This is a genomic window from Clostridium arbusti SL206 (assembly GCF_000246895.1).
GTDB classification, from domain to species: domain Bacteria; phylum Bacillota; class Clostridia; order Clostridiales; family Clostridiaceae; genus Clostridium_I; species Clostridium_I arbusti.
The window spans coordinates 1-12809 of sequence record NZ_BAEV01000036.1; the positions used below are offsets into that span (position 1 = coordinate 1).

The 12809-nt window shown below is 30.4% G+C and carries 13 protein-coding genes; 8 read left to right on the top strand and 5 right to left on the bottom strand.

Going from position 1 to position 12809, the window contains the following annotated elements; genetic code table 11:
• Positions 1–175: 175 nt before the first annotated feature.
• The 7 genes from hisE (at position 176) to RH99_RS08460 (ending at position 7718) form a co-directional block, all read left to right on the top strand.
• Positions 176–502 carry a phosphoribosyl-ATP diphosphatase gene (hisE, locus tag RH99_RS08430; protein ID WP_010236518.1) on the top strand — a complete coding sequence of 109 codons (327 nt, stop codon included), beginning with the start codon at positions 176–178 and terminating at the stop codon, positions 500–502.
• A gap of 515 nt (positions 503–1017) precedes the next feature.
• Positions 1018–1647: a class I SAM-dependent methyltransferase gene (locus tag RH99_RS08435; protein WP_010236521.1), complete on the top strand. Its 630-nt coding sequence runs from the start codon at positions 1018–1020 to the stop codon at positions 1645–1647.
• Between the two features lie 80 nt (positions 1648–1727).
• A complete protein-coding gene (locus RH99_RS08440; RefSeq protein ID WP_010236524.1) occupies positions 1728–2870 on the top strand; it encodes a trans-sulfuration enzyme family protein in 1143 nt (380 codons plus the stop codon).
• Positions 2871–2933: 63 nt separating this feature from the next.
• Positions 2934–3842, top strand: coding sequence for a PLP-dependent cysteine synthase family protein (locus RH99_RS08445; RefSeq protein ID WP_010236526.1), 909 nt, complete (start codon positions 2934–2936; stop codon positions 3840–3842).
• Positions 3843–4186: 344 nt separating this feature from the next.
• Complete coding sequence (gene surE, locus RH99_RS08450; RefSeq protein WP_010236527.1) at positions 4187–4942, top strand: 5'/3'-nucleotidase SurE; 756 nt, start codon at positions 4187–4189, stop codon at positions 4940–4942.
• Positions 4943–5000: 58 nt separating this feature from the next.
• A complete protein-coding gene (locus tag RH99_RS08455) occupies positions 5001–5420 on the top strand; it encodes a putative ABC transporter permease (protein WP_010236529.1) in 420 nt (139 codons plus the stop codon).
• A gap of 258 nt (positions 5421–5678) precedes the next feature.
• A complete protein-coding gene (locus RH99_RS08460) occupies positions 5679–7718 on the top strand; it encodes a thioredoxin domain-containing protein (RefSeq protein ID WP_010236531.1) in 2040 nt (679 codons plus the stop codon).
• An 81-nt stretch (positions 7719–7799) separates the two neighbouring features.
• Here RH99_RS08460 and RH99_RS08465 read toward each other — a convergent pair whose 3' ends face one another.
• The 4 genes from RH99_RS08465 to RH99_RS08475 all read right to left on the bottom strand — a co-directional run bounded on the left by RH99_RS08465 (position 7800) and on the right by RH99_RS08475 (position 10696).
• Positions 7800–9014: an MFS transporter gene (locus RH99_RS08465; protein WP_010236533.1), complete on the bottom strand. Its 1215-nt coding sequence runs from the start codon at positions 9012–9014 to the stop codon at positions 7800–7802.
• A gap of 260 nt (positions 9015–9274) precedes the next feature.
• The gene (locus RH99_RS08470) at positions 9275–9616 is read right to left on the bottom strand and encodes a winged helix-turn-helix transcriptional regulator (protein ID WP_010236535.1); all 342 of its coding nucleotides are present in this window, start codon (positions 9614–9616) and stop codon (positions 9275–9277) included.
• Positions 9617–9817: 201 nt separating this feature from the next.
• Entirely contained in the window at positions 9818–9994 is a 177-nt protein-coding gene (locus tag RH99_RS19715) for a hypothetical protein (protein WP_243441474.1), read from the bottom strand.
• Between the two features lie 87 nt (positions 9995–10081).
• The gene (locus tag RH99_RS08475; protein WP_279373748.1) at positions 10082–10696 is read right to left on the bottom strand and encodes an oxidoreductase; all 615 of its coding nucleotides are present in this window, start codon (positions 10694–10696) and stop codon (positions 10082–10084) included.
• 276 nt (positions 10697–10972) lie between these two features.
• Between RH99_RS08475 and RH99_RS08480 the strand changes: the two genes are divergently transcribed.
• On the top strand, positions 10973–11872 hold the full coding sequence (locus RH99_RS08480) for a radical SAM protein (protein ID WP_010236538.1): 900 nt from the start codon (positions 10973–10975) through the stop codon (positions 11870–11872).
• 109 nt (positions 11873–11981) lie between these two features.
• Here RH99_RS08480 and RH99_RS08485 read toward each other — a convergent pair whose 3' ends face one another.
• Positions 11982–12740 carry a class I SAM-dependent methyltransferase gene (locus RH99_RS08485; RefSeq protein WP_010236541.1) on the bottom strand — a complete coding sequence of 253 codons (759 nt, stop codon included), beginning with the start codon at positions 12738–12740 and terminating at the stop codon, positions 11982–11984.
• Positions 12741–12809: the final 69 nt, after the last annotated feature.

A 12809-nucleotide genomic window follows, 5' to 3' on the forward strand; every position in this document is an offset into this window, starting at 1 on the left:
ATATGAAAATAAATAACAAGTGAAAGATACGACGTATATTTTGAATCATACAAGGAAACAGGTTCTGATGATAGTGGTGCTATCAGAGGGTTCTGTTAACGTAGTATGATTCATAATAGACTAGTATACTGACTAGTTATTTATTTGAACATGCCTAAAGAAAGGGGTAGGGAATATGGAAAAAATTATTGAAGAACTTTATGCCACTATTGTAGATAGAAAAAGTAATCCATCAGAAAATTCCTATACTAATTATTTATTTGAAAAGGGATTAGATAAAATACTTAAAAAAGTTGGAGAAGAAAGTACTGAAACAATAATAGCAGCAAAAAATAATGATCCTAAGGAACTTGTAATGGAAACTTGTGATTTAGTCTATCATTTACTTGTACTATTAGCAAATCAGGATATTGATTTAAAGGACATTAAAGCAGAATTAGAAAAAAGAGAAGCTAAGACAGGAAATAAAAAGGCTGAGAGAAAAGAAATAGAAAATTTATAATAGTGCATATGAAAATAAATAACAAGAATTATTGTTGACAAATTTTAAAAATTAGAATATTATATACTAAAGAATTATCAATAAATATTAAATGCTTTGATAAGAATTAGTAGCATAATGTAAACTAAAAGAGAAGAATCCTTTAGGCTGAAATGGATTTTGAGTGTGAGTTATGTGAATGCATCTTTGAGCACTGTTTCTAAATATAAACAGAATTGTATTTATATTAGATTTCAGCGTGTACGCCCGTTAAAGCGTTAAGGTATAATTGTATTGAAAAACTGGAGATATCATATATTTATTTATATGATAAGTAGAGTGGAATCGCGGAAGTTACTTCTGCCTCTATATGGGGGTAGAAGTTTTTTATATAAAGATATATGGCACTATATAATTTGTACCCTCCTAATAGTATAAGTGTACTGTATATTTTTTTTATTATGGATTTGTGTCAATTTTTTTTATAGTTATTCATAGTATGTCAATAGGAATAATATAATAAGGAGGAGTATATCATGAACTCTACTGAGTATTTTAATGATATTGCACCAAAATGGAATGTAATTAGAAGTGAGTATTTTGAAGAAAGATTGAAATATAAAGTTTTATCTAAAGTAAATATAAAGGATAAAATTGTTGCAGACTTAGGCTGTGGAACAGGATTTATTTCTATGGCTCTAGCTGGTGAAGCAGGAATAGTATTTTCTATAGACAATTCAATTAATATGTTAAAGGAATTAAAAAAGTTAATAACAAGTAAAGATTTAAACAATATTTATCCAATAAAATCTTCACTTGATAATATAGTTTTATTTGATGAATCTTTAGATGCTGTATTCATAAATATGGCGTTGCATCATATACATGATGCAGAGAAGGCCATAAATGAAATGAGTAGGATATTAAAAAAAGGAGGTAGTGTAATCATATCTGATGTTATGGAGCATAACGGTGAATGGGCAAGAGAAGAAATGTTTGATGAATGGCTTGGATTTTCAAATGCCCAAATAACCAAATGGCTTCAAAAATCAAATTTTAAAAATATTAATATAGAGAATACAGATTTAAGTTGCAAAGGCTATTCAAGTAAAGGTGAATATACTGAAACAGGTATATTTATAGCCTCTGCAATTAAGGCATCTTGAAAAAACACACTTATGAAATTTTAATTATCATTTATTTTCGAATGCTTAAAGTCTAAATATAAATACAGGGGGAAGAAATTATGAAAATTGAATCTTTAGTAATTCACGGAGGAATAGATGGGGATGATAAGACAGGTGCAGTAAATGTGCCTGTTTATCAAACATCCACTTATAAGCAGCCAAGCTTTGGAGAAAATAAAGGATATGAATATTCAAGAACTGGAAATCCAACAAGAGAAGCTCTAGAAAAGCTTATTGCAGATCTTGAACATGGATATGCAGGTTTTGCATTTGCTTCAGGGATGGCAGCAATTACAGCAGTATTATCATTATTTAAAGCTGGGAATAAAATAATAATATCTAATAATGTATATGGGGGTACCTTTAGAGTTTTAGACAAGATTTTTAATAATTTCGATATAGGTTATAAAATTGTTGACACTACAAATTTAGAGGATATAAAAAATAATATAGATGAAGATGTAAAGGCAATATATATAGAAACACCAACTAATCCACTAATGGATATAACTGATATTGAAGCAGTATCTAAAATAGCAAAAGAAAAGGGCATTTTTACTATTGTAGATAATACTTTTATGACACCATATCTTCAGAAACCAATTACTTTGGGAACAGATATAGTTATTCATAGTGCTACTAAATATTTAGGTGGACATAGTGATGTTGTATCAGGACTTGTAGTAGTAAATAATGAGGAATTAGCTACAAAACTTCATTTTATTCAGAATTCTACTGGAGGAGTTTTAGCACCTTTTGATTCCTTCTTACTAATAAGAGGAATAAAAACATTAGCTGTAAGAATGGACAGACATAATGAGAATAGTAAAGTGATTTCTGAGTATCTAAAGAACAGAGATGAAATAGATAAAGTTTATTATCCAGGCTTTGAGGATCATCCAGGTCATGAAATTCAAGTAAAACAGGCAAAAGGATATGGTGGAGTAATATCTTTTGTACTAAATGATAAGGTTGATTATAAAAAGTTCTTATCCAGCTTAAAATTAATTACCTTTGGTGAAAGTCTTGGTGGAGTGGAGTCATTAATATGCCATCCTGCTTCAATGACTCATGCGGCAATTCCCTATGAAATAAGACAAAAGGTGGGAATTGTAGATAATTTGATAAGATTATCTGTTGGAATAGAGAATGCTAGTGATTTATTAGAAGATTTAACGCAAGCATTAAAAGAAAGCATATAAATATAAGTATAAGCATAAATTCATAATGGGTTAATTACTATGTTATAGAGAAGAGGGAGATTTTTGAAGTATATAGAGGATGTTAGGGATCTTATAGGAAATACTCCAATTATAAAAATTAATACTATAAGAATTAAAGAGGGAGTTAATATATTCGCTAAACTTGAAACAAACAATCCAGGCGGCAGTGTTAAAGACAGAATTGGTGTATATATGATAGAAGATGCCGAGAAAAAAGGACTTTTAAAACCTGGATATACAATTATAGAAGCTACCGCTGGAAACACGGGAATAGGAGTAGCACTTGGAGCTATTAACAAGGGGTATAATGTTATCTTTGTAGTACCTAAAAAGTTTTCAGTAGAAAAGCAGGCACTTATGAGAGCTCTAGGTGCGAAGATTATAAACACTCCAAGGGAAGATGGAATGCTTGGGGCAGTAGCAAAAGCAGAGGAATTATTAAAAGATACTAAAAATTCCATAAGTCTAAGACAATTTGAAAATGCTACTAATCCACTTGCTCATTATGAAACCACCGGTCCAGAGATATATAGAGACCTTGATGGAAAAATAGATTATCTTGTGGCAGGAGCAGGTAGTGGTGGAACTTATACTGGGGTTGTAAAATATTTAAAAGAAAAGAATCCTAGAATTAAGGGTATATTGGCGGATCCAGAAGGTTCAACTATGGGGGGAGGACTAGAAGGTTGTTATGATATTGAAGGAATAGGTAATAACTTTATACCGCATACTATGGATATGGAGCTAGTAGATGAAACCATAAAAGTAGATGATAAAGAATCTTTTGATATGGTAAAGGAATTGGCTTCTAAAGAGGGGCTTATAGTTGGAAGTTCATCTGGAGCAGCTATGGTAGTTGCTCTGAAGCTTTCAAGACAAATAGATAGCGGAAATATTGTAACAATTTTCCCGGATAGAGGAGATAGATATTTTAGTAAGAATATTTATTAATCTTAAAAATTCATTATATAAAAATAACTGTTTTAATTTATTTTAAAACAGTTATTTTTGTGTTCGAATATATATATGTATAATATTATATTAATATCTGGAATATTATTTACAGGATGATTAGTTACTTCTTTGAAGGTAGCTTGTATTGATTTGAAAATAATAGTTCTATAAAATAGTTTTTATCTCATGATTAGTTGCTATAATATTAAATATTCTAAAAATGGTGATAATGGTAGTTCGTTCATGGATAATACATCTAAGCTTATTTGGAATATAAACTCCAGCTAAGCAAGATTCATTAATAATTATAATTTTTTAATCAATTAAATTGGAGGAAATGTATGAGATTATTACTAGTAAATGATGACGGGATAAATGCAAAAGGTCTCCATGCTTTGGCAAAAGAACTTGAAAGATATTATGAAATAACTATTGTTGCACCAGATAGTGAAAAAAGTGCTTGTGGACATTCTATAACTATTTCAGGACCTTTAATAGTAAAAAAAGTAAATTTACCTGAAATAAATTCTAATGCTTATAGTGTTACAGGAACACCTGCTGATTGTGTTAGAATTGGCATGGCTAAATTAGTAGATAAAGATATTGATATGGTAGTGTCTGGAATAAATATAGGTGCTAATTTAGGAAATGACATACTTTATTCAGGAACAGTTTCAGCTGCAATTGAGGCCGCCATTAATAATGTACCCTCAGTGGCAGTATCGGTGCATGCTGATAAAAGTTTTGAAAAATTTTCTACTGCTGCAAAGTATGCTAGAAAGGTTTTAAATTTAGCAAAAAAAAATAATTCATATAATGATATTGTTTTAAATGTAAATGTACCTGGATTACTACAAAAAGATATAAAAGGTATTAAAATATGTAGAATTGGCGGTAGAGTATATAATCATGATTATGAAAAAATTAAAAATTCAACTGAAGATGCCAGCTTTGTTCTCAATGGAAAGGTCAATGAACTCCATGAAAGTGATACAGATGTACATTTTTTGAGAGCAGGATATGTTACTTTAACACCATTACATTATGATTTAACAAATTTTAAAATTTTGAAAGATGTAGAAAAGTGGGTAGAATAAATTAAATTTATCTCCTACACATAGAATATTTTATTGATAAATACAAAATAATATACTTATGGTAAAAAGATTTGTAATATACGGATTCTTAGGACTAAGTGCTGAAATATTTTGGACGGGACTTGGATCACTACTTAAAGGGGATATCAAGCTTACAGGATATACTTATATATGGATGTTTCTTATATATGGGTTGGCTGTTTTTCTTGAACCTATGCATGATAAGATTAGAAGCTGGCCACTTATGTTAAGGGGAGGCGTTTACATGGTAATTTTATTTTCTATCGAATATTCAAGTGGTTGGCTTTTAAGGAGTATCATAGGGACTTGTCCATGGAATTACGGTAATGGTCCACTATCTATCAATGGATTGATCAGGCTAGATTTTGCTCCTGTATGGTTTTGTTGCGGGCTTGGCTTTGAAAGAGTTCATGATGCTATTGATAGACTATTCTTTTTGCTTGGAGCTCATAGCTAAGTAACATTCATATACTAATGAAAATAATCTGTTTTGGAAGCACTTTTCATTTTGAAATTTTCACAATAAGTTTATAAAAACATAAAAAATCCTATTTAGTTATAAAATAATTAATCTAATAGGATTTTTATATTTAACATATATTCATAAAAGGTAGATAATTATAAAACTAAATATCTTATTTTTGATTATACTTTTATTTGTAGAGAGTGAAAACAATTATCTTAGGTTATAATATGTATAAAAGAAGGTGATTTTATGAACTCAAATAGTATATCTAATAGATTAATTAATGAGAAAAGTCCTTATCTGCTTCAACATGCTTATAATCCTGTTAATTGGTATCCATGGAGTGAGGAAGCTTTTAATAAAGCCAATAGGGAAAATAAACCTATATTTTTAAGTGTTGGATATAGCACCTGCCATTGGTGCCATGTTATGGAAAAAGAATCCTTTGAAGATAATGAAGTAGCAGAACTATTAAATAAATATTTTATAGCAATCAAAGTTGATAGAGAAGAGAGACCGGATATAGATAATATATATATGTCAGTATGCCAGGCTATGACGGGAAGTGGCGGATGGCCTATGACCATTATTATGACTTCAGATAAAAAGCCATTTTTTGCAGGAACTTATTTACCTAAAAAGACACAGTATGGGCATATGGGACTCATGGAATTATTAAATAAAATAAATAAGCTTTGGATAGAGGATAAAAATAAATTAGTAGAATCCAGTAATAACATTGTTGATTTTCTGCAAGATCAAATTGTTCATAAAAAAGGTGAAATTAGTGAAAAGATAGTAAATGATGCTTATGAGTCACTAAGAGATTCTTATAATCCGGTTTTTGGTGGATTCAGTAGCTCACCTAAATTTCCAACGCCACACAATTTGAATTTTCTTTTGAGATATTATAGGGCAAAGGGTGATAAATATGCCTTACAAATGGTAGAGAATACTTTGAATTCTATGTATTCTGGAGGGATTTTTGACCATATAGGCTTTGGATTTTCTAGATATTCTGTGGATTCAAAATGGCTAGTACCACATTTTGAAAAGATGCTATATGATAATGCACTTTTAGCTATTATATATACGGAAACCTATCAAATAACTCATAAAGATAGATATAGAGAAATAGCTATGAAAATATTAAACTATATTTTGAGAGACATGACTTCAAAACAAGGTGGATTTTATTCTGCAGAAGATGCTGATTCAGAAGGGGTAGAAGGAAAGTTTTATGTATGGGATAAAAAAGAAATAAAAAGTGTTTTAGGAGAAGATGCTGATTTTTTTAATGAACATTATAATATTAAATCAAAGGGTAATTTTGAAGGAAAGAATATACCTAATTTAATAGGAGAAGACTTAGAAGAATTAGAAGATGAAAGCATTAAAAGCAAACTTGATGGTTTAAAAGAAAAACTATTTAGCTATAGAGAAAAAAGAATACACCCACACAAAGATGATAAAATACTTACATCATGGAATGGACTTATGATTGCAGCCATGGCCTATGCTGGAAGAGTGTTTGGTATAGAAAGATATAAAGAGGCAGCAAGTAAGTCTATAAGCTTTATTTCTCACAATCTGGTAAATCACAAGGGAAGGTTATTGTGTAGATACAGAGATGGGGAAGCGGCAAATCTAGGATATCTAGATGACTATGCTTTCCTTGTCTTTGGACTAATTGAAATGTATGAAGCAACTTTTGAATCATTCTATTTAAGAAAAGCTATAGAACTAAATGATGAAATGGTAAAATATTTTTGGGATGAACAAAATGGTGGATTATTCTTTTATGGTAAAGATAGTGAAGAGCTTATTTTAAAGACAAAGGAAATATATGATGGAGCTATTCCTTCTGGAAATAGTGTGGCAGCCATGAATATCATAAGATTATCAAGGATAACTGGAGATAAGAAATTAGAACAAAAGGCTGGTGAAATTTTCAATACATTTGCAGAAAAGATAAATGAAGTGCCACTAGCATATGTAAACACAATTTCTGCTTTTTTAACCAGTAAAATTTCGGAAACACATGTGGTTATTGCAGGAGACAAAGATCATACTAACACAAAAGCTATGATAAATGAGATAAATAAGAAATTTTTACCTTTTTCTGAAATTATATTTAATGATGAAAGTAAGGAAATCTATAAGCTTATACCTTTTATAAAGAATAATGTTATGGTTAAGAATAAGACCACGGCTTATGTTTGCAAAAATAACTCATGTTTAGCTCCAACCAATGATTTGCAAGAGTTTAGTAATTTAATAAGTAAGTAAAATATATATTAAGAAAATAAGTAAAGATTTTTAAATAGGAAATGAGTAGCAGCTTAAAAGCTACTCATTTCCTATTTAACTCTATATACTTTCTTTAGATTCTAATCTCATACTAATGAAAGTAATCAAAACAGCTCCTAGCACCATCAAGGCACCAACCCAAGGAGTTGCAAGCAATCCTAAAGAATTTACTACAATACCGCCTATAAAAGCACCTAAAGCTATGCCTAAGTTAAAGGCCGCTATATTAATAGCAGAAGCTACATCTACTGCAGATGGTACATATCTTTTAGCAAGCTGAACAACAAAAGCTTGAAGACCAGGTACATTCATGAATGCAAATAATCCCATTATCATAACTGTTATTGTGCCTGCAATTTTAAAAGGAGCAGTAAAAGTTAGTATGAAAAGTACAATAGATTGTATAATAAACATCCAGAATAAAGCCTTTAAGGGGTTTTTATTAGCAGCTTTTCCTCCAATAGTATTACCAATAGCAATAGCAACACCATATATTAGTAAAAGTAAACTAACTGAACTAGGGACATATCCTGTAACTTTTTCTAATATAGGACTTAAAAAAGTAAATGTAACAAATGTACCACCATATCCTAATGCTGTTATGAGAAAAGCTAGAAGTAAACGTCCGTTTGTTACTAGTTTTACTTGAGCTTTAAAAGAGACAGGTAAAGCTTCTTTTAGATTTTTAGGAACTAGAATTGAAGTTGAAATCAATGCTATAAGACCTAAGATAGCTACACACCAAAAAGTAGCTCTCCATCCAAATTGTTGTCCGATATAAGTTCCTAAAGGCACACCTGTTATTGTGGCTATAGTTAAACCTGTAAACACTAGTGCAATGGCACTGGCTTTTTTATTTTCAGGTACTAAATCAGAGGCAATTGTAGAAGCTATGGAAAAAAATACTCCATGAGAGAAAGCCGTAACTATACGTGCTATAAGTAGTAAACTAAAACTCCCGGATAAAGCAGCGATAGTATTACCAGTAACAAATATAATCATTAAAGAAATTAGTAATGACTTACGAGACACTTTACTAGTTAATGTTGTTAATATAGGAGCACCAAAAGCTACTCCAAGAGCATAACCCGATACTAAGAGTCCAGCTAAAGTAATAGATACATTTAAATCTCCAGATACAGAAGGTAGTAGACCAACAATAACAAATTCAGTAGTCCCTATACAAAATGAACTTATGGTTAATGCTATTAGTGCAAGAGTGCTATTTCTTTTATTTGAATTTACATTTATATTAGAATTAAAATTTGTTTCCATGATATCTCCTCCATAATGATTTCTATATTTTGCAATTGACTAGATACATTTTAAAGGGCCCATATAAAAGTTAGTCAACAAGCTAAATTGTAGTTTATGTATATTATTGTGACATATAGTTTAAAAAAAATAAAGAACGTACTTTAAGGTAAGGTACTAACTACAGGGTATGAATTTGGATAACGAGAGGGATATATAAGATAAAAAATTTGAATAAAAAAACTGTTGACATATTATGTATGTCAACAGCCCTAAGGGTATTACTCACTACCTTTTTTAAGAGTAGAGAAATGTTTAAGAGACCAGTTTTCTATTATTTTTAAAGCAGGAACTATTTCGTTTCCTTTTTCAGTAAGATTATATTCAACTCTTGGAGGAACTTCAGGATACACAGTTTTACTAATAAATCCGTCTTCTTCAAGTTGTTTTAATTGTTCATTTAGGACTTTTTGACTTACACTTCCAGTAATTCTTTGGAGTTCCAGAAATCTTTTAGTACCTTCAGATAAATGACAGAGTATTACAGCTTTCCATTTACCTCTTATGAGTTCAAAGCCCCAATCTAAATGACATACGTATTCTTTACCTTTATAACTTAACAAATATCAATCACCTGCCACCAAATAATAAATTTACATATAACATCTGAAAATAAATAACAAGTCAAATATACTAGCATACTGAATAGTTATTATTTGGAGACGCCTATAGTCATATTATAATATAGATTTATGAAATTTGAAAATAAAGCAAATAAAAAAAGCTGTACCGCGAAGACACAGCCTTTAGTATGTATATTAAATCTATCTTAGATTTAATATACATCTTTTACCTGGTGTATAATAGCACTTATTGCATGAGACACATCTTGGCTCTTTAGTATCTCCTGAAGCCCAACGATTTACTAAATCTGGCTCACAAGTCAAGGGTCTTCCCAGTGCAAAATACTCGATATTAGAGTTATTTAAAATTTCTTCCATTAACTCAATATGTCTGTTACCACCAACTAAAATAACAGGAATAGAAATCCTTTTTGATAGCTCTATGGCATAATCCTTAAAGTAGCTTTATTTCTCTATACTGCCAGCTATACCTGTTCTTGCGGTGGTAAGATTATTTTCTATTGACTCCGTAATGGATTCATTACCACCACTTATATCTATTGCATCTACACCAAGCTCTGATAAACGTTCTGTGGCGTATAGACTATCTTCTAAAGTTAAACCATTTTCCTTCATATAATCTGAGCTATTTAGTTTGAAAAATATTGGGAAATTTTCTCCAACAACTTTACGTATTTCTCTATATACATCAAATAGAATTCTTGCACGATTTTCAATACTACCACCGTACTCATCAGTTCTTCTATTTAAGTATGGACATAGGAACTGACTTAAAAAGTATCCATGGGCAGCATGAACTTCTACACCATCAAAGCCTGCCTTCTTGGCTCTAAGTGCAGCTTCACCATATACTTTTACAAGTTCTTTAATCTGTTCTTTTGTAATTGGAGTTGGAGTAATCTTAGTACTCTGATTTTCTACTGCTGATGGTCCAAAAATTTCTCTTCCCTCTACAGGAACATAAGTAAGTGAACCACCACAAGCAATTTGCATTATTATATTTGTATCATACCTATGAATCATATCTGTAAATTTTTTGAAATCCTCATCATTTCTAATAAATCATAGCATAATTAAAAATTAAAAAATAGTACGTACTTTTTTGTAAGATAGCTAACCTAAAGGAAAGTAGGACTTTCTACATATCAAGAAAGACAGGAAGAAGATACAGAAGTCAATTTATATGAAACTGTAAGCTAATAAAAAGAAGAGGGCTTTTCACTGAACAAATATTTATAATTTTCATAACTTACTCTAAAGTGCGTACTACCTTAAATAGTTGTGTCGTAGTAAACTTATAGTAATAAGATCTATGAATAAAAAGGAGAGGTGAAAATGAAATATACTGGACCAGTTTATCGTCCACCATTTGAAGCAAACTCATTATTACTACAAGTTACTGTAGGATGTAGCCATAATAAATGTAGCTTCTGTACCATGTATAGCAATGTTCCTTTTCAAATAGAAACTATGGAACAAATTGAAAAAGATTTATTAGAAGCTAGAAAAATTTATCCTGAAGTAAATCGTATATTCTTAGTAAATGCTGATCCATTTGCTTTAAGTGCAGATAAACTTAAATTAATTGCAAAAAAAATAAATGAAATTTTACCTGAAGTTGAGACTATAGCTATGTATGCCTCAGTTAAAAACATAATAAATAAAACAGATGATGAGCTTAAAGAATTAAGAGTTTTAAAGATTAATGACCTTAATATTGGATTAGAATCTGGTATGCCTGAGGTAGTTAAACACTTTAATAAGGGGTTTACTGTTGATGAAGCTAAAGCACAGTTAAAGCGTTTAACAAATGCCGGTATAGACTTTAGTGTAAATATTATAATCGGAGGAGCTGGTAGTGAAAAAACACATGAAAATGCAATTGCGAATAGTAAATTACTAAATGAAATTAATCCAAAGCTCATCTTTATTGCTACTTTACATGTTGATTCTGGTAGCCCACTTGATGAAGAAGTAAATAAAGGACTTTTTAAAGAAAATACCTTACGTCAAAATATTGAAGAGGAAATTGAGATGTTAAGTGGACTTAACTTGGATAATACGTATTTTTTCGGTCTTCATACATCTAATGTAATACCAGTTCATGGTATATTACCAGAAAAGAAAGATGAAATGATTGCAACACTAAAAGACGGTTTAAATTCAATAAGAGTAGGATATTTAGACGGTCACCTAAAAAAAGGTGCAGAAGGTAATATTTCAATACTTAGATAAGATTAAACGGTAGAGTAGATTAAATTTACTCTACCGTTTAAATAAATTTAAATTGGAAGCTGCGTAAGGAGTTAGAATTACATCGATGAATTTGTAGTATAAATTTAATTTAATGTTTACTTCCACCAATTATACTCCACAAATGGTACTTTACGAATAAGTCAACATTAGAAAAGCCAGCATCTTTTAGCCATTCAATCTGACTAAGGAAACTTTCATGTATATCGTCTCCCTTTACCTTAGGGGTATCCATATGCTTAACATTCCTTTCCTGCCATTTACTAAAGGTAGATATAAAGCTCTCATAGTATTTTAGTTTCTCAGCAGGAATTTGTGATTTTGCATTATTAACATAGTCAATCCAAAAATTCATGCTATTTATGTAGGAATCTTTATACAATGTTTTCATTTCATCACAGTTAAAGAACCAGCCAGAAGGTTTAAGCATATTGAAGCAGGTTTTATATAATGATTTTTTCTCTTCAGTTTCTAAGTGATGAATGGCAGACATGGAAAAAATTAAATCTGCCTTTACTTTAACTTTACTTTCTAAGTTATCCTGTAAAGTAGTTGTGATATATTCTACTCTGTCGGAGTAAGCACTTAGTCTCTCTTTAGCAGCTTTCATAAAATCAGTAGAATAGTCTATCCAATAACATTTAGCTTTTGGAAAGTTACTTAGGATTCTTTCTAAAAATATTCCACTACCTGAACCTAAATCGAATACAACTATTTCATCATCTTTCTTAAAAGGAGCTGATTTTATTGCTTCATTTTGAAGAAAATCGTATTGAGGTAGTACATATTTAATCATCTCGTTATAAGTTTGAGCCATTGAAAAAAATCTATCTTTGTCTTTGTAGTCCATTGTTCTTCTCCTCTTCCTATTATATATAGTGTACAAGGTACGTCGTACCTTGCCATGGCAAAATTTATA

Excerpts from the sequence above, each read along its gene's own strand:
- RH99_RS08455 (WP_010236529.1), top strand. The coding sequence starts at position 5,001 with ATGGTAAAAAGATTTGTAATATACGGATTCTTAGGACTAAGTGCTGAA.
- hisE (WP_010236518.1), top strand. The coding sequence starts at position 176 with ATGGAAAAAATTATTGAAGAACTTTATGCCACTATTGTAGATAGAAAA.
- RH99_RS08460 (WP_010236531.1), top strand. The coding sequence starts at position 5,679 with ATGAACTCAAATAGTATATCTAATAGATTAATTAATGAGAAAAGTCCT.
- RH99_RS08465 (WP_010236533.1), bottom strand. The coding sequence starts at position 9,014 with ATGGAAACAAATTTTAATTCTAATATAAATGTAAATTCAAATAAAAGA.
- RH99_RS08435 (WP_010236521.1), top strand. The coding sequence starts at position 1,018 with ATGAACTCTACTGAGTATTTTAATGATATTGCACCAAAATGGAATGTA.
- RH99_RS19715 (WP_243441474.1), bottom strand. The coding sequence starts at position 9,994 with ATGGAAGAAATTTTAAATAACTCTAATATCGAGTATTTTGCACTGGGA.
- RH99_RS08485 (WP_010236541.1), bottom strand. The coding sequence starts at position 12,740 with ATGGACTACAAAGACAAAGATAGATTTTTTTCAATGGCTCAAACTTAT.
- RH99_RS08440 (WP_010236524.1), top strand. The coding sequence starts at position 1,728 with ATGAAAATTGAATCTTTAGTAATTCACGGAGGAATAGATGGGGATGAT.
- surE (WP_010236527.1), top strand. The coding sequence starts at position 4,187 with ATGAGATTATTACTAGTAAATGATGACGGGATAAATGCAAAAGGTCTC.
- RH99_RS08480 (WP_010236538.1), top strand. The coding sequence starts at position 10,973 with ATGAAATATACTGGACCAGTTTATCGTCCACCATTTGAAGCAAACTCA.